A 23,753-nucleotide genomic window follows, 5' to 3' on the forward strand; every position below is an offset into this window, starting at 1 on the left:
GACGGACACGGAGCGGGACAGGGGGCGGGGCGGCCGGCCGGTTCGCTCCTGCGTCCGGGTCAGGCCGGGTCGACCTCGCGCAGCAGGCCCGTGCGCACGTCGAAGACGAAGCCCCGGACGTCGTCCTTGTACAGCAGGAAGGGCGAGGTGCGCACCCGCTGCATGGACTGGCGCACGTCCTGGTCCACGTCCCGGAAGGACTCCACCGCCCAGGCCGGACGCTGGCCGACCTCCATCTCCAGCTCGTTGCGGAAGTCCTCGGTGAGGGACTCCAGGCCGCAGCCCGTGTGGTGGATCAGCACGATGCTGCGCGTGCCCAGCTTGCGCTGGCTGATGGTCAGGGACCGGATGACGTCGTCGGTGACCACACCGCCCGCGTTGCGGATGGTGTGGCAGTCGCCGAGCTGCAGGCCGAGGGCCTTGTGCAGGTCGAGGCGGGCGTCCATGCAGGCGACGACGGCGACGTGGAGCACCGGACGGGCGTCCATGCCGGGGTCGGTGAAGGCCTCGGCGTAGTGCCGGTTGGCCTCCACGAGGCGGTCGGTCACGGCATCGCCGGGAGGTATGGCGCCTTCGGATCCAGTGGGTACTGCCGCAGAAGTCGTCATACCGACGACGTTACTGGTCACGTAGCGTTCCGGCCTGCTGCGAGAGGGGACAAAGGACGTCAGTGCGGCTTGTTGTGAGCTAACCCACAGGGTGGGCAAAGCCGGTCCGAACGGGTGGACCGGCCCGAATCGCGGTTCCCGCTGTGTCGCGGTGCACGACGCGCAGGCCGGTTGATTGACCATGGGACAGCGTGGACTAAAGTGACGCGAAAGCGGGAGACGAGTCGGTCTCTTCCCGCTGACGAAACCCCCGGAGACCCCGGCAGCCGCCCGGACCGGTCTCCCCGCGCGCGCGGCGCGTACGTACGGCTCGGGGGACCGACGGTGCGTACGGGCCCGCCGGAACTGAGAGGCCCCCTTGAGCCAGAGTCGACACGTCCCGGTGATGCTCCAGCGGTGCCTGGACCTGCTGGCACCCGCCCTGGAGCGTCCCGGAGCGGTGGTCGTCGACTGCACCCTCGGCCTCGGCGGGCACAGCGAGGCACTGCTCACCCGGTTCCCCGAGGCCCGGCTGATCGGCCTCGACCGGGACAAGGAGGCGCTGCGCCTGTCCGGCGAGCGGCTGGCCCCGTTCGGGGACCGCGCCACCCTCGTGCACGCCGTCTACGACGAGCTGCCCGGCGTACTGCACCGGCTCGGCACCGCGCGCGTGCAGGGCGTGCTGTTCGACCTCGGGGTCTCCTCCATGCAGCTGGACGAGGCCGACCGCGGCTTCGCCTACGCGCAGGACGCACCGCTGGACATGCGCATGGACCAGACGACCGGGATCAGCGCCGCCGAGGTGCTCAACACCTACCCGGCCGGGGAACTGGTGCGGATCCTGCGCGCGTACGGCGAGGAGAAGCAGGCCAAGCGGATCGTCGCCGCGATCGTGCGGGAGCGGGAGAAGGAGCCGTTCAGCAACAGCGCGCGGCTCGTGGAACTCATCCGGGACGCGCTGCCGCAGGCCGCCAAGCGCACCGGCGGAAACCCGGCCAAGCGCACCTTCCAGGCGCTGCGCATCGAGGTCAACGGCGAACTGTCGGTCCTGGAGCGGGCGATCCCGGCCGCCGTGAAGGCGCTGGACGTCGGCGGGCGGATCGCCGTGCTGTCGTACCACTCGCTCGAAGACCGGCTGGTCAAACACGTGTTCGCCGCCGGGGCCGCCTCCACCGCGCCGCCCGGCCTGCCCGTCGTACCCGAGCGCTACCAGCCGCGGCTCAAGCTGCTCACCCGTGGTGCCGAACTTCCCACCGAGGAAGAGATCGCCGAGAACCGCCGCGCCGCGCCGGCCAGGCTGCGGGGTGCCGAGCGCATCAGGGAGGACGTGGAGTGAGCGAGACGGGTCGGAAGGTCTCCCCCGCGCACCGGGGAAGCGGCTGCCCCCACGCACCGGGGGAGCAGTGAGCAGGAAACCCGAGCTGAAGGGGAGGGCCGCCCGGCTCGCCCGGCTCCTCCCGGCCGGCCGGGCCCGGGCGGCCCGTACCCCGTTCGTCCTGCTCGTCGTCGTGCTCCTCGGCGGTGGTCTGATCGGGCTGCTGGTGCTGAACTCCGCGCTCAGCGAGGGCTCCTTCGAACTCGACGACCTGCAGAAGCAGACGAAGAACCTCACCGACCAGGAACAGGCGCTCCAGCGGGACATCGACGCCTACTCGTCCCCCGACGCCCTCCAGCGCCGCGCCCGCGAACTCGGCATGGTCCCCGGCGGCGACCCGGCCTTCCTCGGTCCCGACGGCACCGTCAAGGGCGTCCCCGCCGCCGCCCCCGAGCCCGCGGCCCTCACCGCCCCCGCCCAGCTGCCCCCGGCCGCTCCCCTCGCCGCCACCCCGCAGCCCTCCCCTCCGCCGTCCCCGCCCCAGGGCGCCCCCGCCCCGGCCGCCGCCCCACCGGCCCCGCCCGCCCTCTCCCAGCCCATCCCGACCCCGACCCCCGGCAGGTGACGGAAGTGTCCGACAGGGAACCGCGCCGCCGTGTGCCCGCGCCCGCCAAGCCTCCGCGGCCGCGGGGTGCCGTCCGGCGGCAGGCCGGGCCCGGTGCCCGGCCGGTGCGCCGCCCCGGCGGGACCCGGCCCCCGGTCTCGCCTCCCCTCCGGCTCGGCAGCCCCCGGCCCCGGCTGCGCCTGGTCAGCCTCGCCCTGACCCTGGTGCTGCTCGCCTTCGTCGTCCGGCTGCTCCAGGTCCAGGCCGTCGACGCCAGTTCCTACACGGCGCGGGCCGAGCAGAACCGGTACGTGGTGCACACCCTGGCCGCCGAGCGCGGCGAGATCACCGACCGCAACGGGGTCGCGCTCGCCGTCAGCGAGGACGCCTACGACATCACGGCCGACCCGACCATGTTCGGCCCCAGGCAGCTGAAGATCGCCGACGGCCCGGAGCGGGCCGCCGCGCTGCTGGCCCCGATCCTCGGCCAGGACCAGGCCGCGCTCGTCAGGAAGCTGCGCCCGGAGAACAGGAACTCCCGCTACACCCGGCTCGCCAACCGGCAGACCCCCCAGGTCTGGAAGCAGATCAAGGACCTGAAGACCGCGCTCGCCAACAAGGCCGGGACGGACCACACCACCGTCAACGTGCTGGCCGGCGTCTTCGCCGACCCCAGCAGCCAGCGCGTGTACCCCAACGGCGACCTGGCCGCCGGGATACTGGGCTGGGTCAACGCCGACGGCCAGGGCGGCGGCGGCATCGAGCAGCAGCTGGACAAGCAGCTCTCCGGCAAGGACGGCAAGGTCCGGTACGCCCAGGCCGGCGGGCGCGAGGTGCCGACGGCCGGGTCCACCGAGACACCCGCCGTGCCCGGCGCCGACGTCGAGCTGACCATCGACCGCGACATCCAGTGGGCGGCGCAGAACGCCATCACCGAGCAGGTGAAGAACTCCAAGGCGGACCGCGGCTACGTCATCGTCCAGGACACCCGCACCGGCCAGATCCTGGCCATGGCCAACTCGCCCGGCTTCGACCCGAACGACCTGGCGAAGGCCGACGGCGACGCCATGGGCAACGCGGCCCTCCAGGACGCCTACGAGCCCGGCTCCACCGCCAAGGTGATGTCGATGGCGGCCGTGCTGGAGCGGAACGTGGCGACCCCGCTCACCCACGTCGTCGTACCCAACCGGCTGCACCGCGGCGACCGCCTCTTCCAGGACGACATCGACCACCGCACCTGGTACCTCACGCTCAACGGCGTGCTCGCCAAGTCCAGCAACATCGGCACCATCCTGGCCGCCGGCGAACTCGCCAAGAGCCAGCCCGAGGCCAACAAGGTCCTCTACACGTACCTGCGCAAGTTCGGCATCGGCGGCTACACCGGCCTCGGCTTCCCCGGCGAGACGCCCGGCATCCTCGCGCCGCCGCAGAAGTGGTCCACCTCTCAGCAGTACACGATCCCTTTCGGCCAGGGCTTCTCCATCAACGCCATGCAGGCCGCCTCCGTGTACTCGACCATCGCCAACGGCGGCGTCCGTGTCGAACCCACTCTGGTGCGCGGCACCAAGGGCGCCGACGGGCGCTTCACCCCGGCCCCCAAGCCCCGGCAGACACGGGTCGTCAGCGAGAAGACCGCCAAGAGCCTCGCCCAGATGCTGGAGTCCGTCGTCGACGACGAGCAGGGCACCGGCGTGAAGGCCCGCATCCCGGGGTACCGGGTCGCGGGCAAGACCGGCACGGCCAACCGCGTGGATCCGGCCACCGGCCGCTACCGCGGCTACACCTCGTCGTTCGCCGGTTTCGCCCCCGCCGACAACCCGCGGATCACCGTCTACTGCGCCATCCAGAACGCCACCTCGGGCAACTACTTCGGTGGCCAGATCTGCGGCCCCATCTACAAGCAGGTGATGGAGTTCGCCCTGAAGACCCTCCAGATCCCGCCGACCGGGGCCAAGGCCGCCAGCCTGCCCGTCGAGTACAAGCCCTGATCGGCACCACGGAAACACCAGGAACCAGCTCGTGACAACGATCACTCCCGACCCCGGGAACCACAGGTCCGAGAGCCCCTCACTTCGCTCCGGAGCGGGTGCGCCCGGTACGCTCACCGCCGTGCCACACGCTGATCAGTCCCAAACCACCCAGAAGAGCCAACCCGTGACCTATCCGGGACTGCCCAGGCCGACGCGGCTCCCCGCCATCCCTCTCGCGGAGCTCGCCGACCAGCTGGGTGTCACCGCGCCGGAGGGCGCCGCCGCGATCACGGGGATCACCCACGACTCGCGCGCCGTCCGCCCCGGCGACCTGTACGCCGCCCTCCCGGGCGCCCGTCTGCACGGCGCGGACTTCGTCGCCCAGGCCGCGGGCCTCGGCGCCGTCGCCGTGCTCACCGACCCCACGGGCGCCGAGCGCGCCGCCGCGACCGGACTGCCCGTCCTGGTCCTCGCGGACCCGCGCGCGCGGATGGGGGAGCTGGCCGCCACCATCTACGGCCACCCGGGCCGCGACCTGCTCCAGATCGGCATCACCGGCACCTCCGGCAAGACCACCACCGCCTATCTCGTCAAGGGCGGCCTGGACGCGTCCCGGCCCGCCGGACTCATCGGCACGGTGGAGATCCGCATCGGCGACGAGCGGATCAAGTCCGAGCGCACCACCCCCGAAGCCACCGACCTGCAGGCCCTGTTCGCCGTCATGCGCGAAGACGGCGTCGAGGCGGTCGCCATGGAGGTCTCCAGCCACGCCCTGGTCCTCGGCCGGGTCGACGGCTGCGTCTTCGACATCGCCGTCTTCACCAACCTCAGCCCGGAACACATGGAGTTCCACTCCGACATGGAGGACTACTTCCGGGCCAAGGCACAGCTCTTCACGCCGCGGCGCAGCAAACTCGGCGTGGTCAACGTGGACGACGACTACGGCCGCCGCCTCGCGCGCGAGGCGACCGTGCCGGTCGTCACCTTCTCCGCCGAGGGCCACCCCGACGCCGACTGGCGCGCCCAGGACGTCCAGATCGGCCCCATGGACTCGACGTTCACCGTGCTCGGCCCCGACGGCGTGCGCGTGCACGCCAGGTCGCCGCTGCCGGGCCCCTTCAACGTGGCGAACACCCTCGCCGCCGTCGTCGCCCTCGCCGCGGCCGGCCTCGACCCGCAGGCCGCCGCCGACGGCATCGCCGCCGTACCCGGCGTCCCGGGCCGTCTGGAGCGCGTCGACGCAGGCCAGCCCTACCTCGCGGTGGTCGACTACGCCCACAAGACCGACGCCGTCGAGTCGGTGCTCAAGGCGCTGCGCAAGGTCACCAAGGGCCGGCTGCACGTCGTCCTCGGCTGCGGCGGCGACCGCGACGAGACCAAGCGCGCCCCGATGGGCGCCGCCGTGGCCCGGCTCGCCGACACGGCCGTACTGACCTCCGACAACCCCCGCTCCGAGGACCCCCTCGCGATCCTCGCCACCATGCTCCGGGGCGCGGCCTCCGTGCCCGCGCACGAGCGCGGCGAGGTGCTCCTCTTCGAGGACCGGGCCGCCGCCATCGCCGCCGCCGTGGGCCGTGCCCAGGCCGGCGACACCGTGCTGGTCGCGGGCAAGGGCCACGAGCAGGGCCAGGACATCGCCGGCGTGATCCGTCCCTTCGACGACCGCCAGGTGCTCCGCGAAGCCATCCAGAACACCCAGGGATGAAAATCCAGAAGACCCAGGGGATGAACTTGTGATCGCCCTCTCCCTCGCCGAGATCGCAGCAGTCGTCGGCGGGCAGACGCACGACATACCGGATCCGTCCGTCCAGGTCACGGGTCCGGTCGTCCGGGACTCCCGCGAGGTGGTGCCCGGCAGCCTGTTCGCCGCCTTCGTCGGCGAGCGCGTGGACGGCCACGACTACGCCGCGCAGGTCGTCGCGGCCGGTGCGGCCGCCGTGCTGGCGTCCCGCCCGGTCGGCGTCCCCGCGATCGTCGTGGAGGACGTCCAGACGGCCCTCGGCGCCCTCGCCCGGCACGTCGTACACCGGCTCGGCGCGACCCTCGTCGCCCTGACCGGCTCGGCCGGCAAGACCAGCACCAAGGACCTCATCGCGCAGGTGCTCCGGCGCAAGGCGCCGACGGTGTTCACGCCCGGCTCGCTCAACAACGAGATCGGGCTGCCGCTGACCGCCCTGTCCGCCACCGAGGAGACGAAGTTCCTCGTGCTGGAGATGGGCGCCCGCGGCATCGGGCACATCCGCTACCTCACCGGCCTCACCCCGCCGAGGATCGGCCTGGTGCTCAACGTCGGCACCGCCCACATCGGCGAGTTCGGCGGCCGCGAGCAGATCGCCCAGGCCAAGGGGGAACTCGTCGAGGCGCTGCCGCCGGCGGACGAGGGCGGTGCCGCCCTCCTCAACGCCGACGACCCGCTGGTGCGCGCCATGGCCTCCCGTACCAAGGCGAAGGTGGTCCTTTTCGGAGAGTCGGCCGAAGCGGACGTACGCGCCGAGAACGTACGACTCACGGACAGCGGACAGCCCGCCTTCAGGCTTCACACACCCTCCGGTGCAGCCGATGTGACCATGCGCCTGTACGGTGAGCACCACGTGTCGAACGCGCTCGCCGCGGCCGCCGTCGCCCATGAGCTGGGCATGTCCGCGGAAGAGATCGCCACCGCGCTCTCCGAGGCGGGCTCCCTCTCCCGCTGGCGCATGGAGGTCACCGAGCGCCCGGACGGCGTGACCATCGTCAACGACGCCTACAACGCCAACCCCGAGTCCATGCGGGCCGCCCTCAGGGCACTCGCGGCCATGGGCAAGGGGCGCCGCACGTGGGCGGTGCTCGGCAAGATGGCCGAGCTGGGGGACGAGGCGCTCGCCGAGCACGACGCCGTCGGACGGCTCGCCGTCCGGCTCAACGTCAGCAAGCTCGTCGCCGTCGGGGGGATTGAGGCCTCCTGGCTGCAATTGGGCGCATATAACGAGGGTTCGTGGGGTGAGGAGTCGGTGCACGTGTCCGACGCACAGGCGGCGATCGACCTGTTGCGCAGCGAGTTGCGCCCGGGGGACGTCGTACTCGTGAAGGCGTCCCGGTCGGTGGGTCTGGAGAGTGTCGCCCAGGCGCTCGTCGAGACCGGCGCCGAGGGTGAGGTTGCCGCCCGATGATGAAGCAGATCCTGTTCTCGGGAGTCATTGGCCTCTTCCTGACGCTGGTCGGCACCCCGCTGCTGATCAAGCTTCTCGCCCGCAAGGGCTACGGCCAGTACATCCGTGACGACGGCCCGCGCGAGCACGCCAGCAAGCGCGGTACGCCGACCATGGGCGGTATCGCCTTCATCCTGGCGACGATCGCCGCGTACTTCCTGAGCAAGCTCATCACCGGTTACGCGCCGACCTACTCCGGTCTGCTGGTCCTCGGCCTGATGTTCGGCATGGGCCTGGTCGGCTTCCTCGACGACTACATCAAGATCGTCAAGCGGCGTTCGCTGGGTCTGCGGGCCAAGGCCAAGATGGCCGGCCAGCTGATCGTCGGCATCGCCTTCGCGGTGCTGTCGCTGCAGTTCTCCGACGCCCGCGGCAACACCCCCGCCTCCACGAAGCTGTCGTTCATCACCGACTTCGGCTGGTCGATCGGCCCGGTGCTGTTCGTGGTCTGGGCGCTGTTCATGATCCTCGCGATGTCGAACGGCGTGAACCTCACCGACGGTCTGGACGGCCTCGCCACCGGCGCCTCCGTCCTCGTCTTCGGCGCCTACACCTTCATCGGGGTGTGGCAGTTCCAGGAGTCCTGCGCCAACGCGGGCACCCTGACCAACCCGGGCGCCTGCTACGAGGTCCGCGACCCGCTCGACCTCGCGGTCGTCGCCTCCGCGCTGATGGGCGCCTGCCTCGGCTTCCTGTGGTGGAACACCTCGCCCGCCAAGATCTTCATGGGCGACACCGGTTCGCTCGCCCTCGGCGGTGTGCTGACGGGCCTGGCCATCCTCTCCCGCACGGAGCTGCTGGTGGCCATCATGGGCGGCCTGTTCGTCCTCATCACCATGTCGGTCGTCATCCAGGTCGGCTCCTTCCGGCTCACCGGCAAGCGCGTCTTCCGGATGGCACCGCTCCAGCACCACTTCGAACTCAAGGGCTGGTCCGAGGTCCTGGTGGTGGTCCGCTTCTGGATCATCCAGGGCATCTGTGTGATCGTCGGACTGGGCCTCTTCTACGCGGGATGGGCAGCGGACAAGTGACCTCCTCGGTGCCTTCTGGGCCTTCCGACTTCCAGGGCAAGCGCATCACCGTCGCCGGACTCGGTGTCTCCGGCATCCCGGCGGCCAAGGCGCTGCACGCGCGCGGGGCGATCGTCACGGTCGTCAACGACGGCGACGACGCACGCGCGCGCGAACAGGCCGCGGAACTCCAGGCGCTCGGCATCACCGTGCGCCTCGGCGACGGGGCCACCCTGCCGGAGGGCACCGAGCTGATCGTCACCGCGCCCGGCTGGAAGCCCGACAAGCCGCTGTTCCTGGCGGCCGAGGAGGCGGGCGTACCCGTCTGGGGCGACGTGGAGCTGGCCTGGCGGCTGCGGGGCCCCGACGCGGCCCCCTGGCTGGCCGTCACGGGCACCAACGGCAAGACCACGACCGTCCAGATGCTCGCCTCCATCCTGAAGGCGGCGGGCCTGCGCACGGCCGCCGTCGGCAACATCGGCGTCTCCCTGCTGGACGCGGTCCTCGGCGAGGAGCGCTACGACGTCCTCGCCGTGGAGCTGTCCAGCTACCAGCTCCACTGGGCGCCCTCCCTGCGGGCGCACTCCGCGGCGGTCCTCAACATCGCCCCGGACCACCTGGACTGGCACGGCTCCATGGAGGCGTACGCGCGCGACAAGGGCCGTATCTACGAGGGCAACAAGGTCGCCTGCGTCTACAACACCGCCGACAAGGCCACCGAGGACCTGGTGCGCGAGGCCGACGTCGAGGAGGGCTGCCGGGCCGTCGGGTTCACCCTGGGCACGCCCGGGCCCTCCGAACTCGGCGTGGTCGAGGGCATCCTGGTCGACCGGGCCTTCGTGGCGGACCGGCACAGGAACGCCCAGGAGCTGGCCGAGGTCTCCGACGTCCACCCGCCGGCCCCGCACAACATCGCCAACGCCCTTGCCGCGGCGGCCCTCGCGCGCGCCTTCGGGGTGCCCGCCACGGCCGTACGGGACGGTCTGCGGGCCTTCCGCCCGGACGCCCACCGCATCGCGCTCGTCGCCGGCATCGACGGCGTCGCGTACGTGGACGACTCCAAGGCGACCAACACCCACGCCGCGGAAGCCTCCTTGGCGGCGTACGAGTCGATCGTGTGGATCGGGGGCGGTCTGGCGAAGGGCGCGACCTTCGACGAGCTGGTCGCCGGGGCGGCGAAGCGGCTGCGCGGAGTCGTCCTGATCGGTGCCGATCGCGCCCTGATCCGGGACGCCCTCGCGCGACACGCGCCGGAAGTACCCGTGGTCGACCTCGACCGGACCGACACTGGGGCGATGCTCCAGGCGGTGACGGAAGCGAAGCGGCTGGCTCAGCCCGGCGACACGGTGCTGCTGGCCCCGGCCTGCGCCTCCATGGACATGTTCACCAACTACAACCAGCGCGGTGACGCGTTCGCGGCGGCGGTCCGCGAACTCGAAGCCGGAGCCTGACCCGGCCGCCCGCCGGGCGGATCTTGGGAGGGACGCGTGGGACGGTCGACGTTCAGCGGAGGCGCCGATGCCCAGTAGCCGTACCGGGAAGCCGCCCGTGCAGCGGGCGTCCCGGCGCCCCCGTCCCGCCGTTCCCCGGCCCCCGCGGGAGAACCCGGTCCAACGGCTCTCCACGCGTGCGCGCAGGGCCTGGGACCGGCCGCTGACCGCCTACTACCTGATCGTCGGCGGCAGCGTGCTGATCACCGTGCTGGGCCTGGTGATGGTCTACTCGGCCTCCCAGATCACCGCGCTCCAGCTCTCGCTGCCCGGGTCGTACTTCTTCCGCAAGCAGGCCCTCGCCGCGCTGATCGGCGGCGCACTGCTGTTCGTCGCCTCCCGCATGCCGGTGAAACTGCACCGGGCGCTGGCCTACCCGATCCTCGCCGGCGCCGTCTTCCTGATGGCCCTGGTGCAGGTTCCCGGGATAGGGATGGCGGTCAACGGCAACCAGAACTGGATCTCCCTCGGCGGCTCCTTCCAGATCCAGCCGAGCGAGTTCGGCAAGCTCGCCCTGGTGCTGTGGGGCGCGGACCTGATCGCCCGCAAGCAGGAGCGGAAGCTGCTGACCCAGTGGAAGCACATGCTGGTGCCGCTGGTCCCGGTCGCCTTCCTGCTGCTCGGGCTGATCATGCTCGGCGGCGACATGGGCACCGCGATCATCCTCACGGCGATCCTGTTCGGCCTGCTGTGGCTCGCGGGGGCGCCGACCCGGCTGTTCGCGGGCGTGCTGTCCGTGGCCGGCCTGATCGGTGTGACCCTCATCAAGACCAGCCCCAACCGGATGGCCCGGCTCGCCTGCATCGGCGCCACCGAGCCGAAGACCGGGGTCGCCGACTGCTGGCAGGCCGTGCACGGGATCTACGCCCTCGCCTCCGGCGGACTCTTCGGCTCCGGACTCGGCGCGAGTGTGGAAAAATGGGGCCAACTCCCGGAAGCCCACACCGACTTCATCTTCGCCGTCACCGGTGAGGAACTGGGCCTCGCGGGGACGCTGTCGGTGCTCGCCCTGTTCGCGGCTCTAGGCTATGCGGGTATCCGCGTGGCCGGACGCACGGAGGACCCCTTCGTGAGGTACGCCGCGGGAGGCGTGACCACCTGGATCACCGCCCAGGCGGTGATCAACATCGGTGCGGTGCTCGGCCTGCTGCCGATCGCCGGCGTCCCGCTCCCGCTGTTCTCCTACGGAGGGTCCGCCCTGCTGCCGACCATGTTCGCCATCGGGCTGCTGATCGCCTTCGCGCGCGACGAGCCCGCTGCGCGGGCGGCGCTTGCGATGCGGCAACCTCGCTTTGGTAGAAAGCGGGCGGGAGGCTCCGGTGCCGAGCGGGGGCCTCGGAGATGGAACACGATGCGACGGCGTGCCCAAACGGCGCGTTCGTCCGGAGAGCGGTGAATTTCGGTGCATGTCGTACTCGCCGGTGGGGGGACCGCCGGCCACATCGAGCCCGCGCTCGCCCTCGCGGACGCCCTGCGCAGGCAGGACCCGAGCGTGGGGATCACGGCCCTGGGCACGGAGCGCGGCCTGGAGACCCGGCTCGTCCCGGAGCGCGGCTACGAGCTGGCGCTGATCCCGGCGGTCCCGCTGCCGCGCAAGCCCACCCCCGAGCTGATCACCGTCCCGGGCCGGCTGCGCGGCACGATCAAGGCCGCCGAGCAGATCCTGGAGCGCACCAAGGCGGACTGCGTGGTCGGCTTCGGCGGCTACGTCGCGCTGCCCGGCTACCTGGCCGCCAAGCGCCTCGGCGTGCCCATCGTGATCCACGAGGCCAACGCCCGCCCGGGTCTGGCCAACAAGATCGGCTCGCGGTACGCGGCCCGGGTCGCCGTCTCCACCCCGGACAGCAAGCTGCGTGACGCCCGGTACATCGGCATCCCGCTGCGCCGCTCCATCGCCACGCTGGACCGCGCCGCCGTCCGGCCCGAGGCCCGCCACCGCTTCGGTCTGGACCCGAACCTGCCCACGCTGCTGGTCTCCGGCGGCTCGCAGGGCGCCCGCCGGCTGAACGAGGTGACGCAGGCGGTCGCCCCCTGGCTGCAGCAGGCCGGCATCCAGATCCTGCACGCGGTCGGCCCGAAGAACGAACTGCCGCGGGTGCAGCAGATGCCGGGGATGCCCCCCTACATCCCGGTAAGTTACCTGGACCGGATGGACCTCGCGTACGCCGCGGCCGACATGATGCTCTGCCGCGCGGGCGCGATGACCGTCGCCGAGCTCTCCGCCGTCGGACTCCCGGCCGCCTACGTCCCGCTGCCCATCGGCAACGGCGAACAGCGGCTCAACGCCCAGCCGGTGGTCAAGGCCGGCGGCGGACTCCTCGTGGACGACGCGGAGCTGACGCCCGAGTGGGTCCAGCAGAACGTGCTGCCCGTGCTCGCCGACCCGCACCGGCTGTACGAGATGTCCCGCGCGGCAAGCGAGTTCGGCCGCCGGGACGCCGACGACCTGCTCGTCGGCATGGTGTACGAGGCGATCGCCTCACGCCGATAGGACCGTATGACGAAAGGGCAGTGAGCAGCGTGGCCGGACCCTCCACCGCCGAGCGCGGTGAACGCCAGCAGGAGTCGTCCGGCCCGCCGCCCGCCCGCGGGCCCAGACGGCCCCGCCTTCGTACGATTGTCATCCTGGCCGCCGTTCTGGTGCTCCTAGCGGCCGGTTCCGGCTGGGCCCTGTACGGCTCGCGGTGGCTGCGCGTCACGCACGTCTCGGTGTCGGGCACGCGCGTGCTGACCCCCGCCGAGGTGCGCGCGGCGGCGGCCGTGCCCGTCGGGAAGCCGATGATTTCCGTCGACACGGAGGGCATCGAAGCCCGACTTCGCCGGAAATTGCCCCGAATTGACACCGTAGATGTGGTTCGTTCCTGGCCCCATGGAATCGGCCTGAAAGTGATCGAGCGCACTCCGGTTCTGCTTGTCCGAAAGGGACGGAACTTCGTCGAAGTCGATGACGAAGGCGTCCGGTTCGCCACGGTTTCGCAGGCGCCGACCGGCGTTCCGATGCTGGAATTGTCCGTCTCCCGGACCGGTTCGGGCGCCGCGAGCTTCCGGCGCTTCGGCAGGGACCGTCTGGTGCGCGAGGCCGTCCGGGTCGCCGGTGACCTGCCCGGCGCCGTGTCACGGGCCACCCGGACCGTCCGCGTCCGCTCCTACGACGCCATCGCGCTGGAGTTGGGCGACGGCCGCACGGTGGCATGGGGCAGCGGCGAGAACGGCCGCGCCAAGGCGCGGGCCCTCACGGCTCTCATGAAAGCAGCTCCCGGCGCGCGGCACTTCGATGTCAGCGTTCCCACCGCCCCTGCGTCATCGGGGAGTTGACGCACATCAGCGCAGGCCAGCACCCTGGTTGGGCACTGCTATGGCTGATCACATAGGGTGAAAAGAAAAACGGGAGGTTCGGCGTGTTCGTTGAACGGGCGCCACTTGTCGACTTAGTGTCCTGTTCAGAAGACTCCAGGGAACAGACACACTGGTAACCCTAAACTTCAGGGTTAGGGTTCGGGTCGGCGCTACGGACCGTCCCATTCGGCATCCGTCGTCCCGGCGCGGGGCACCGCCCGGCGGCGACAACGTAATTCGAGGCGAGAGGCCTTCGACGTGGCAGCACCGCAGAACTACCTCGCAGTCATCAAGGTCATCGGTGTCGGCGGCGGTGGTGTCAATGCCATCAACCGGATGATCGAGGTCGGTCTCAAGGGCGTCGAGTTCATCGCCATCAACACCGACGCACAGGCGCTGTTGATGAGCGACGCCGACGTCAAGCTCGACGTCGGCCGCGAACTCACCCGCGGACTCGGCGCCGGAGCCAACCCGGCCGTCGGCCGCAAGGCCGCCGAGGACCACCGCGAGGAGATCGAGGAGGTCCTCAAGGGGGCCGACATGGTCTTCGTGACGGCCGGTGAAGGCGGCGGCACCGGCACCGGCGGGGCCCCCGTCGTGGCCAACATCGCGCGCTCGCTCGGCGCCCTCACCATCGGCGTGGTCACCCGCCCGTTCACCTTCGAGGGACGGCGGCGCGCGAACCAGGCCGAGGACGGCATCGCCGAACTGCGCGAAGAGGTCGACACCCTCATCGTGATCCCGAACGACCGGCTGCTGTCCATCTCCGACCGCCAGGTCTCGGTCCTGGACGCCTTCAAGTCCGCCGACCAGGTCTTGCTCTCCGGTGTCCAGGGCATCACCGACCTCATCACCACGCCCGGCCTGATCAACCTGGACTTCGCCGACGTCAAGTCGGTCATGTCCGAGGCCGGTTCGGCCCTCATGGGCATCGGCTCGGCCCGCGGCGACGACCGCGCGGTGGCCGCGGCCGAGATGGCGATCTCCTCGCCGCTGCTGGAGGCGTCCATCGACGGCGCCCGGGGCGTGCTGCTCTCCATCTCCGGCGGCTCCGACCTCGGCCTCTTCGAGATCAACGAGGCCGCCCAGCTGGTCAGCGAGGCCGCCCACCCCGAGGCCAACATCATCTTCGGCGCGGTCATCGACGACGCCCTCGGCGACGAGGTCCGGGTCACCGTGATCGCGGCCGGCTTCGACGGCGGCCAGCCGCCGGCCCGCCGGGACAACGTGCTCGGCTCGGCCTCCTCCGGCTCGGCCTCCGCCCGCCGCGAGGAGCCCGCCCCGGCCCGCCCGAGCGAGCCCAGCCGCCCGTCCTTCGGCTCGCTGGGCAGCGTCAAGCCCAAGGAGGAGCCGGAGCCGGCGCCCGAGCCGGTGGCCGACATCCCGGTCACCCCGCCGATCACGCCGGCCCCGCGGCCCGCCTACTCGGACAGCGCGGCCGAGGAACTGGACGTCCCGGACTTCCTCAAGTGATAGGACAGCACGAGAGCGTGAGCGGCGCGCACTTCGCCTTCACCGACCGGTGGGGCGGGGTGAGCGCCGCTCCGTATGAGGAGCTGAACCTCGGCGGCGCGGTCGGCGACGCGCCCGAGGCGGTGCGGGGCAACCGGGAGCTGGCGGCCGAGTCGCTGGGCCTGGACCCCGCCCGCGTCGTCTGGATGAACCAGGTGCACGGCGCCGACGTCGCCGTGGTGGACGAGCCGTGGGGTGACCGGCCCGTGCCGGAGGTCGACGCGATCGTCACCGCCCGCCGCGGACTCGCCCTCGCCGTCCTCACCGCCGACTGCGTGCCGGTGCTGCTGGCGGACCCCGTCGCCGGGGTCGCCGCCGCGGTCCACGCGGGCCGGCCCGGCCTGGTGCAGGGAGTCGTTCCCGCCGCCGTACGGGCCATGACCGAACTCGGGGCCGAGCCGGCCCGGATCGTCGCCCGCACCGGACCGGCCGTCTGCGGCCGGTGCTACGAGGTGCCGGAGGCGATGCGCGCCGAGGTGGCCGCGGTGGAGCCGGCGGCGCACGCCGAAACGAGCTGGGGCACGCCGGCGGTCGACGTGAGCGCCGGGGTGCACGCGCAGCTCGACCGGCTCGGGGTGTGCGACCGGGCGCAGGCGCCGGTGTGCACGCTGGAGTCGGACGACCACTTCTCGTACCGCCGCGACCGCACCACCGGTCGGCTCGCGGGCTACGTCTGGCTGGACTGATGGGGCATGACGGACCGTAAGACCGAACTCGCCGCGAACCTGGCGAAGGTGGAGGAGCGCATCACCGCCGCGTGCGCGGCGGCCGGGCGCGCACGTGAGGAGGTGACCCTCATCGTGGTCACCAAGACCTACCCGGCGAGCGATGTGCGGATCCTGTCGGAACTCGGTGTGCGCCATGTCGCCGAGAACCGGGACCAGGACGCGGCCCCGAAGGCCGCCGCCTGCGCGGATCTGCCCCTTGTGTGGCACTTTGTCGGTCAGTTGCAGACCAACAAGGTGCGTTCCGTGGTCGGTTACGCCGATGTCGTGCAGTCCGTCGACCGGTCCCGGCTCGTCACCGCGCTGTCGAAGGAGGCGGTGCGGGCGGAGCGGGAGGTGGGCTGCCTCGTCCAGGTCGCGCTCGACGCCGGTGCGGGCGGCAGGGGCGAGCGCGGTGGCGTGGCCCCGGAAGGAATCGAAGAGTTGGCCGACCTCGTCGCCGGGGCGCCCGGACTGCGGCTCGACGGGCTGATGACCGTCGCTCCGCTCACCGGGGAGTACGCGGGGCGCGAACAGGCGGCGTTCGAGCGGCTCATGGATTTGTCGACCGACCTGCGCCGAACTCATCCGGCTGCAACCATGGTGTCGGCAGGGATGAGCGCGGACCTCGAACAGGCCGTGGCAGCCGGGGCGACACATGTGCGCGTCGGCACCGCGGTACTCGGAGTCCGCCCCAGGCTCGGGTAACGTCGCCAGGAAGTCGGACCACAGCAGAAAATATGGTCAATGCGCGCCAAGGCGGGCGCAAGGACCACGTGGATCGCGGGCACTTGGCAGTCGTCAGTCGATCCACCACAGAGCGGAGGACTCAGAGCATGGCCGGCGCGATGCGCAAGATGGCGGTCTACCTCGGCCTCGTGGAGGACGATGGGTACGACGGCCGCGGATTCGACCCCGACGACGACTTCGAGCCCGAACTGGACCCGGAGCCGGAGCGGGACCACCGACGGCACGAACCGTCACACCAGTCGCACGGCGCACATCAGTCCCAAAGGGACGAAGAGGTGCGAATCGTGCAACCGCCCGCGCCTCGCGAGCCGGTGGCCCGTTCGGCTTCGCTCGCCGCGGAATCCGGACGCCCGGCGCGCATCGCGCCCGTGGCATCCATCACACAAGAACGTCAGTCCCTGGAGAAGAACGCACCGGTGATCATGCCCAAGGTCGTGTCCGAACGAGAGCCTTACCGGATCACCACGCTTCACCCGCGGACCTACAACGAGGCCCGTACCATCGGGGAACACTTCCGTGAGGGCACCCCGGTGATCATGAATCTGACTGAGATGGATGACACAGACGCGAAGCGACTTGTCGACTTTGCGGCCGGTTTGGTGTTTGGTCTTCACGGCAGCATCGAGCGGGTGACGCAGAAGGTGTTCCTGTTGTCTCCTGCTAACGTCGATGTCACGGCGGAGGACAAGGCCCGCATCGCAGAGGGCGGGTTCTTCAACCAGAGCTGAGACGTACGACCGGACTGAAGCACGGAAGAGCATGGACAGGGGAGAGGGAACCACAGGCCATGAGCGTGTTCGCGCAGGTGATCTACATCGCGCTGATGGTGTTCCTCGTCGTGCTCATCTTCCGGCTGGTCATGGACTACGTCTTCCAGTTCGCCCGCTCGTGGCAACCCGGCAAGGCGATGGTGGTCGTACTGGAGGCCACCTACACTGTCACCGATCCACCGCTGAAGCTTCTGCGGCGGTTCATTCCGCCGCTGCGTCTCGGGGGCGTGGCGCTCGACCTGTCCTTCTTCGTACTGATGATCATCGTCTACATTCTCATCTCCATCGCGCAGAGCTTCGTGAGGTGAGCGTGGGGACGATCCGGTCTTGCCGACTGCCGATGACTACGTTGAGGTGAAGAGATGCCGTTGACCCCCGAGGACGTGCGGAACAAGCAGTTCACGACCGTCCGCCTCCGAGAAGGCTATGACGAGGACGAGGTCGATGCCTTCCTCGACGAGGTCGAAGCCGAACTGACCCGTCTGCTCCGCGAGAACGAGGACCTGCGCGCCAAACTGGCCGCGGCCACGCGGGCCGCCGCGCAGAACCAGCAGAACGCGCGCAAGCCCCCGGAGCAGGACCAGCAGCAGCACCAGCAGCAGCACCAGCAGCACCAGCAGCAGGGCATGCGAGGTCCCGGCGCGCCGGTGCCCGCCGGCATATCGGGCCCGCCGCAGCAGCAGATGGGCGGCCCCATGGGTGGTCCGCCCCAGCTGCCGAGCGGTGCCCCGCAGCTGCCCGCCGGCCCCGGCGGTCAGGGCGGCCCGCAGGGTCCCGGCCCCATGGGCCAGGGTCCGATGGGCCAGGGCCCGATGGGCGGCCAGCCGCCCATGCAGCAGCAGATGGGCGGCCCGATGGGCGGTCCCATGGGTGGTCCCATGGGCGGTCCGATGGGCGGCCCCGGTCAGGGCCCCGGTGGCGACAGCGCCGCCCGTGTCCTCTCGCTGGCCCAGCAGACCGCCGACCAGGCGATCGCCGAGGCCCGCTCCGAGGCCAACAAGATCGTCGGCGAGGCCCGCAGCCGCGCCGAGGGTCTGGAGCGTGACGCCCGTGCCAAGGCCGACGCCCTGGAGCGGGACGCGCAGGAGAAGCACCGCGTCGCCATGGGCTCCCTGGAGTCCGCCCGCGCCACGCTGGAGCGCAAGGTCGAGGACCTGCGCGGCTTCGAGCGCGAGTACCGCACCCGCCTGAAGTCGTACCTGGAGTCGCAGCTGCGTCAGCTGGAGACCCAGGCCGACGACTCGCTGGCGCCGCCGCGCACCCCGGCCACCGCGTCCCTGCCGCCGTCCCCGGCGCCCTCCATGGCCCCGGCCGGCGCGAGCGCCCCGTCCTACGGCGGCAACCAGACGATGGGCGGCTCGCCCGCCCCGTCCGCGCCGTCCTACGGCGGTCAGCAGCAGATGACCCCGGCCATGACCCAGCCGATGGCCCCGGTCCGTCCGCAGGGTCCGTCCCCGATGGGCCAGGCTCCCTCGCCGATGCGTGGGTTCCTGATCGACGAGGACGACAACTGACGGGTCACTGAGACCGGTACGACAACGGCGTCGGCAGCGTCTGATAGGGCGGGCCCCCCGGACTTCGGTCCCGGGGGCCCGCCCTTTTTACGCGGGTTGCGTGAGGTGGCTGAGGGGCGCGGGGAAACCGGCGCACGGCAACGGGACGGACCGCCTCATGAAGAAGGGCCCCGGCCTCCTCCACGGAGACCGGGGCCCTTCCCGGGAGAGCCGGCGTTTACGCCTTGCGCAGCCGGAACGTGAGGGACAGCCCCTCGTCGGTGAACGCGGCGCCGTAGCTGTCGTCGGCCTCGCCCTGGCCGAAGTCGGTGGCCAGCACCTCGTCGGCGATCAGCTCACCGTGCTCGGCCAGCGCGGCGACCACGGCCGGGTCGGTCGACGTCCACCGCAGGGCGATCCGGTCGGCCACGTCCAGCCCGCTGTTCTTGCGGGCCTCCTGGATCAGCCGGATCGCGTCACGGGCCAGGCCCGCCTGCCGCAGCTCCTCGGTGATCTCCAGGTCCAGCGCCACCGTGGCACCGGAGTCGGAGGCCACCGACCAGCCCTCGCGCGGGGTCTCCGTGATGATCACCTCGTCCGGGGCGAGGGCGACCGTCTCACCGTCGACCTCCACGGAGGCCGTGCCCTCGCGCAGGGCCAGGGACAGCGCGGCGGCGTCCGCGGCGGCGATCGCCTTCGCCACGTCCTGCACCCGCTTGCCGAACCGCTTGCCGAGCGCCCGGAAGTTCGCCTTCGCCGTCGTGTCGACCAGGCTGCCGCCGACCTCGGACAGGGAGGCGAGGGACGAGACGTTCAGCTCCTCGGTGATCTGCGTGTGCAGCTCCGGGTCCAGGGCCTCGAACCCGGTGGCCGCGATGAGCGCGCGGGACAGCGGCTGACGGGTCTTGACGCCCGACTCCGCGCGCGTGGCGCGGCCCAGCTCCACCAGCCGGCGGACCAGGACCATCTGCTTCGACAGCTCCGGGTCGATCGCCGACAGGTCCGCCTCCGGCCAGCCGGCCAGGTGCACGGACTCCGGCGCGCCCGGGGTGACCGGAACGACCAGGTCCTGCCACACCCGCTCGGTGATGAACGGGGTGATCGGCGCCATCAGCCTGGTGACCGTCTCCAGCACCTCGTGCAGCGTGCGCAGCGCGGCCTTGTCGCCCTGCCAGAACCGGCGGCGGGACCGGCGGACGTACCAGTTCGAGAGGTCGTCCACGAACGCGGACAGCAGCTTGCCGGCGCGCTGGGTGTCGTACGCCTCCAGCGCCTGGGTGACCTGGTCGGTCAGTGCGTGCAGCTCGGAGAGCAGCCAGCGGTCCAGCACGGGGCGCTCGGCCGGGGCCGGGTCCGCCGCGGACGGGGCCCAGTCCGACGTACGGGCGTACAGCGCCTGGAAGGCGACCGTGTTCCAGTACGTCAGCAGGGTCTTGCGGACGACCTCCTGGATCGTGCCGTGGCCGACCCGGCGCGCGGCCCACGGGGAGCCGCCGGCCGCCATGAACCAGCGCACCGCGTCCGCGCCGTGCTGGTCCATGAGCGGGATCGGCTGCAGGATGTTGCCCAGGTGCTTGGACATCTTGCGGCCGTCCTCGGCCAGGATGTGGCCGAGGCAGACGACGTTCTCGTACGACGACCTGTCGAAGACGAGGGTGCCGACGGCCATCAGCGTGTAGAACCAGCCGCGGGTCTGGTCGATCGCCTCGGAGATGAACTGCGCCGGGTAGCGGCTCTCGAACAGCTCCTTGTTCTTGTACGGGTAGCCCCACTGCGCGAACGGCATCGAGCCCGAGTCGTACCAGGCGTCGATGACCTCCGGCACGCGCGTGGCCGTGCTGCCGCAGCCCTCGTGCGGGCAGGCGAAGGTGACCTCGTCGATGTACGGGCGGTGCGGGTCCAGGCCCGACTGGTCGGCGCCGGTCAGCTCGGTCAGCTCCGCGCGGGAGCCGACGCAGGTGAGGTGGTCGTCCTCGCAGCGCCAGATCGGCAGCGGGGTGCCCCAGTAGCGGTTGCGGGACAGCGCCCAGTCGATGTTGTTGTTCAGCCAGTCGCCGAAGCGGCCGTGCTTGACGGTCTCCGGGAACCAGTTGGTCTTCTCGTTCTCCTGGATCAGCCGGTCCTTGACGGCCGTCGTGCGGATGTACCAGGAGGGCTGCGCGTAGTAGAGCAGCGCGGTGTGGCAGCGCCAGCAGTGCGGGTAGCTGTGCTCGTACGGCAGGTGCTTGAAGAGGAGGCCGCGCTGCTGGAGGTCCGCGGTGAGCTGTTCGTCCGCCTTCTTGAAGAAGACGCCGCCGACCAGCGGGACGTCCTCCTCGAAGGTGCCGTCCGGGCGGACCGGGTTCACCACGGGCAGGCCGTAGGAGCGGCAGACCTTGAGGTCGTCCTCACCGAAGGCGGGGGACTGGTGGACCAGACCCGTGCCGTCCTCGGTGGTCACGTACTCGGCGTTGACCACGAAGTGGGCGGGCTCCGGGAACTCCACCAGCTCGAACGGACGCTGGTACGTCCAGCGCTCCATCTCGGCGCCGGTGAAGGTCCGGCCCGTGGTCTCCCAGCCCTCGCCGAGCGCCTTGGCGACGAGCGGCTCGGCGACGACGAGCTTCTCCTCGCCGTTGGTCGCGACGACGTAGGTGACGTCCGGGTGCGCGGCGACCGCCGTGTTGGACACCAGGGTCCAGGGGGTCGTCGTCCACACCAGGAGCGCGGCCTCGCCGGCGAGCGGACCGGAGGTGAGCGGGAAGCGGACGTACACGGACGGGTCCACGACCGTCTCGTAGCCCTGCGCCAGCTCGTGGTCGGACAGGCCGGTGCCGCAGCGCGGGCACCAGGGGGCGACGCGGTGGTCCTGGACCAGCAGGCCCTTGTTGAAGATCTCCTTCAGCGACCACCAGACCGACTCGATGTACTCGGGGTCCATCGTGACGTAGGCGTCGTCCAGGTCGACCCAGTAGCCCATGCGGGTCGTCAGGTCGGAGAAGGCGTCGGTGTGGCGGAGCACGGACTCCCGGCACTTGGCGTTGAACTCGGCGATGCCGTACGCCTCGATGTCCTTCTTGCCGGAGAAGCCCAGCTCCTTCTCGACGGCCAGCTCGACGGGGAGGCCGTGGCAGTCCCAGCCGGCCTTGCGGGCCACGTGGTAGCCGCGCATGGTGCGGAAGCGGGGGAAGACGTCCTTGAAGACGCGGGCCTCGATGTGGTGGGCGCCGGGCATGCCGTTCGCGGTGGGCGGGCCCTCGTAGAACACCCACTCCGGGCGGCCCTCGGACTGCTCCAGGCTCTTGGCGAAGATCTTCTGCTCGCGCCAGAAGTCGAGCACGGCGTGCTCAAGAGCGGGCAGGTCGACCTGTGCGGGCACCTGGCGGTACGTCGGCGCTGTCATCTGCGAGCATCCTCCAACGGACTTGCTGCCTTCCGTCGGAGGGACGAGAGCCTTCGTTCCTGTCTACGCCGTGTGCGGCGCGCTCCCGCGGTACCACCCTCCTTGGCCCTCCGCCGCGCCGTACGCGCCGGTGAGCCCCCTCATTGGGATCGCGAAACCGGTTCTACTCGCCGTCGCCCTGAGGCTGCGGCTTTCTTCCGGCGGCTCCGGGGTGATCTTCACGTCGCGCTCGCCCCCGGGCTCACACCGTCCCCGGGTCGCTCTGGGCTGCGTACGCCGCTACTCGTCCCCATCCACGCTTCTCGCTCCGCCCAGTGTACGGCGCCCCGCGGACAGCGGCGGACCGGTTTTCCGCGCGGCGCCGGCGGCCGCCGGGCGACCGGGGCGGATGACCCGAATGGCGAGGGGCGGCCGTCCGGGGCCGGGCGGGGCCCGGTCCGGCGGATTACCCGGCGGGGAGCTGGGCACAACGGATGCAGGCTCGCGGCTCGGGGGGTGCGGGCGGGCGAATCGGGCGGTGTGCCCCGTTGCCGCGGGACTCAAGTCGATTTATCGTCCCAGCACGATTCGCGAGCAAGATCACAATATGTGAAGGGGCCGCGGCATGGTGGCGAAGAAGACCGCCGTACAGCAGCCGGCGACCGGGAAGACCGGCGCGAGGCCTGCCACCAAGAAGACGGCTCCCGGCAAGACGGCCGCCGAGAAGGAGGCAGCCGAGAAGACGGCTGCCAGGAAGGCGGCCGGGACGACGACGGCGGACGCGAAGACGGCGGACGCGAGGGCGGCGGCCAAGAAGGCCGCCGCCAGGAAGACGGCCGCCAAGGAGGCGGCCCCGAAGAAGACGGCCGCAGTGGTGAAGACCGGAGCGAAGAAGACGGCCACGAAGCAGGCGAACACGAAGCATGCGGACATGAAGCAGGCCGCCACGGAGCGCGCGGACACGAAGCACGCGGACGCGAAACCGGCGGCTGCGAAGAAGGCGGCCGTCGGGAACGCGGTCGCGAAGAAGACGGTCAGCGGGGAAACGGTCGGCAAGAAGACCGTCGCCGAGAAGAGCACGGCCAAGAAGGCGGGCGCGGCGCGGGCCGCGAAGCAGACGGGAGCCACGACGGTGGTTGCGAAGAAGACTCCTGGCACGGCCACGGCGGCACAGACCGCCGTTCCGAAGGCACGCATCGCCGCGGCGGAGCCCGGCGAGCTGGCGGTGCGCCCCGGCGAGGACCCCTGGACCCCGGACGAGGTCGCCGGGGCCCGCGCGGAGCTGCAGTCCGAGGTGGAACGGCTGCAGGAGGAGATCAGCTCGTCCGAGGCGGCCCTGGCCGGCCTGATGCGGGACTCCGGGGACGGCGCCGGCGACGACCAGGCCGACACCGGCACCAAGAACATCACGCGCGAGCACGAGCTGGCGCTGGCCGCCAACGCGCGCGAGATGCTGATCCAGACCGAGCGCGCCCTGGAACGGCTGGATGCGGGCACCTACGGCCTGTGCGAGAACTGCGGCCGGCCCATCGGCAAGGCCCGTATGCAGGCGTTCCCGAGGGCCACCCTGTGCGTGGAGTGCAAGCAGAAGCAGGAACGCCGCTCCTGAGCGTGAGGGGCCACTGGGGCGTGCCGTAGTCTCGTCCCCAGTCAGGCACCTAGG

The 23,753-nt window shown here is 71.3% G+C and carries 19 protein-coding genes; 17 read left to right on the forward strand and 2 right to left on the reverse strand.

Annotation, left to right across the window (positions count from 1 at the left end):
- Positions 1–59 precede the first annotated feature (59 nt).
- Complete coding sequence (locus IEZ20_RS27960; RefSeq protein ID WP_189303738.1) at positions 60–608, reverse strand: beta-class carbonic anhydrase; 549 nt, start codon at positions 606–608, stop codon at positions 60–62.
- A gap of 358 nt (positions 609–966) precedes the next feature.
- Here IEZ20_RS27960 and rsmH point away from each other — a divergent pair, with 358 nt between their 5' ends.
- The 16 genes from rsmH to IEZ20_RS28040 all read left to right on the forward strand — a co-directional run bounded on the left by rsmH (position 967) and on the right by IEZ20_RS28040 (position 18,750).
- On the forward strand, positions 967–1,923 hold the full coding sequence (gene rsmH / locus IEZ20_RS27965) for a 16S rRNA (cytosine(1402)-N(4))-methyltransferase RsmH (RefSeq protein ID WP_189303740.1): 957 nt from the start codon (positions 967–969) through the stop codon (positions 1,921–1,923).
- 67 nt (positions 1,924–1,990) lie between these two features.
- Positions 1,991–2,527 (forward strand): cell division protein FtsL, encoded by a 537-nt coding sequence (gene ftsL, locus IEZ20_RS27970; protein ID WP_189303743.1) that lies wholly within the window; start codon positions 1,991–1,993, stop codon positions 2,525–2,527.
- Between the two features lie 5 nt (positions 2,528–2,532).
- On the forward strand, positions 2,533–4,494 hold the full coding sequence (locus IEZ20_RS27975; protein WP_308434699.1) for a peptidoglycan D,D-transpeptidase FtsI family protein: 1,962 nt from the start codon (positions 2,533–2,535) through the stop codon (positions 4,492–4,494).
- 31 nt (positions 4,495–4,525) lie between these two features.
- Positions 4,526–6,181, forward strand: coding sequence for a UDP-N-acetylmuramoyl-L-alanyl-D-glutamate--2,6-diaminopimelate ligase (locus IEZ20_RS27980; protein WP_189303747.1), 1,656 nt, complete (start codon positions 4,526–4,528; stop codon positions 6,179–6,181).
- Between the two features lie 28 nt (positions 6,182–6,209).
- Positions 6,210–7,625, forward strand: coding sequence for a UDP-N-acetylmuramoyl-tripeptide--D-alanyl-D-alanine ligase (locus tag IEZ20_RS27985; RefSeq protein WP_189303749.1), 1,416 nt, complete (start codon positions 6,210–6,212; stop codon positions 7,623–7,625).
- On the forward strand, positions 7,625–8,695 hold the full coding sequence (gene mraY, locus IEZ20_RS27990; protein WP_189304042.1) for a phospho-N-acetylmuramoyl-pentapeptide-transferase: 1,071 nt from the start codon (positions 7,625–7,627) through the stop codon (positions 8,693–8,695). Before IEZ20_RS27985 ends, mraY begins: the two co-directional genes overlap by 1 nt.
- The gene (murD, locus tag IEZ20_RS27995) at positions 8,677–10,125 is read left to right on the forward strand and encodes a UDP-N-acetylmuramoyl-L-alanine--D-glutamate ligase (protein ID WP_189303751.1); all 1,449 of its coding nucleotides are present in this window, start codon (positions 8,677–8,679) and stop codon (positions 10,123–10,125) included. The genes mraY and murD overlap by 19 nt, the downstream gene beginning before the upstream one ends.
- A 67-nt stretch (positions 10,126–10,192) precedes the next feature.
- Entirely contained in the window at positions 10,193–11,560 is a 1,368-nt protein-coding gene (gene ftsW, locus IEZ20_RS28000; RefSeq protein ID WP_189303754.1) for a putative lipid II flippase FtsW, read from the forward strand.
- A gap of 6 nt (positions 11,561–11,566) precedes the next feature.
- The gene (murG, locus tag IEZ20_RS28005) at positions 11,567–12,655 is read left to right on the forward strand and encodes an undecaprenyldiphospho-muramoylpentapeptide beta-N-acetylglucosaminyltransferase (RefSeq protein WP_189303756.1); all 1,089 of its coding nucleotides are present in this window, start codon (positions 11,567–11,569) and stop codon (positions 12,653–12,655) included.
- A gap of 29 nt (positions 12,656–12,684) precedes the next feature.
- A complete protein-coding gene (locus IEZ20_RS28010; RefSeq protein ID WP_189304045.1) occupies positions 12,685–13,479 on the forward strand; it encodes a cell division protein FtsQ/DivIB in 795 nt (264 codons plus the stop codon).
- Between the two features lie 279 nt (positions 13,480–13,758).
- Positions 13,759–14,973 (forward strand): cell division protein FtsZ, encoded by a 1,215-nt coding sequence (gene ftsZ, locus IEZ20_RS28015; RefSeq protein WP_189303758.1) that lies wholly within the window; start codon positions 13,759–13,761, stop codon positions 14,971–14,973.
- Complete coding sequence (gene pgeF, locus IEZ20_RS28020) at positions 14,970–15,698, forward strand: peptidoglycan editing factor PgeF (protein ID WP_189303760.1); 729 nt, start codon at positions 14,970–14,972, stop codon at positions 15,696–15,698. The genes ftsZ and pgeF overlap by 4 nt, the downstream gene beginning before the upstream one ends.
- A gap of 6 nt (positions 15,699–15,704) precedes the next feature.
- Positions 15,705–16,424 carry a YggS family pyridoxal phosphate-dependent enzyme gene (locus IEZ20_RS28025; RefSeq protein ID WP_189303762.1) on the forward strand — a complete coding sequence of 240 codons (720 nt, stop codon included), beginning with the start codon at positions 15,705–15,707 and terminating at the stop codon, positions 16,422–16,424.
- Between the two features lie 128 nt (positions 16,425–16,552).
- Complete coding sequence (locus tag IEZ20_RS28030) at positions 16,553–17,194, forward strand: cell division protein SepF (RefSeq protein ID WP_055633826.1); 642 nt, start codon at positions 16,553–16,555, stop codon at positions 17,192–17,194.
- Between the two features lie 59 nt (positions 17,195–17,253).
- A complete protein-coding gene (locus tag IEZ20_RS28035; protein WP_059248823.1) occupies positions 17,254–17,544 on the forward strand; it encodes a YggT family protein in 291 nt (96 codons plus the stop codon).
- A 54-nt stretch (positions 17,545–17,598) separates the two neighbouring features.
- A complete protein-coding gene (locus tag IEZ20_RS28040) occupies positions 17,599–18,750 on the forward strand; it encodes a DivIVA domain-containing protein (RefSeq protein WP_189303764.1) in 1,152 nt (383 codons plus the stop codon).
- 217 nt (positions 18,751–18,967) lie between these two features.
- Here the strand turns inward: IEZ20_RS28040 and ileS are convergent, their stop codons facing one another.
- Positions 18,968–22,111 carry an isoleucine--tRNA ligase gene (ileS, locus tag IEZ20_RS28045; RefSeq protein WP_189303767.1) on the reverse strand — a complete coding sequence of 1,048 codons (3,144 nt, stop codon included), beginning with the start codon at positions 22,109–22,111 and terminating at the stop codon, positions 18,968–18,970.
- Between the two features lie 604 nt (positions 22,112–22,715).
- On the opposite strand from ileS, the gene IEZ20_RS28050 reads away from it, so the two are divergent.
- Positions 22,716–23,699, forward strand: coding sequence for a TraR/DksA C4-type zinc finger protein (locus IEZ20_RS28050; protein WP_189303769.1), 984 nt, complete (start codon positions 22,716–22,718; stop codon positions 23,697–23,699).
- The last annotated feature ends 54 nt before the right edge of the window (positions 23,700–23,753 follow it).

This window comes from Streptomyces cinerochromogenes (assembly GCF_014648635.1).
GTDB lineage: Bacteria > Actinomycetota > Actinomycetes > Streptomycetales > Streptomycetaceae > Streptomyces > Streptomyces cinerochromogenes.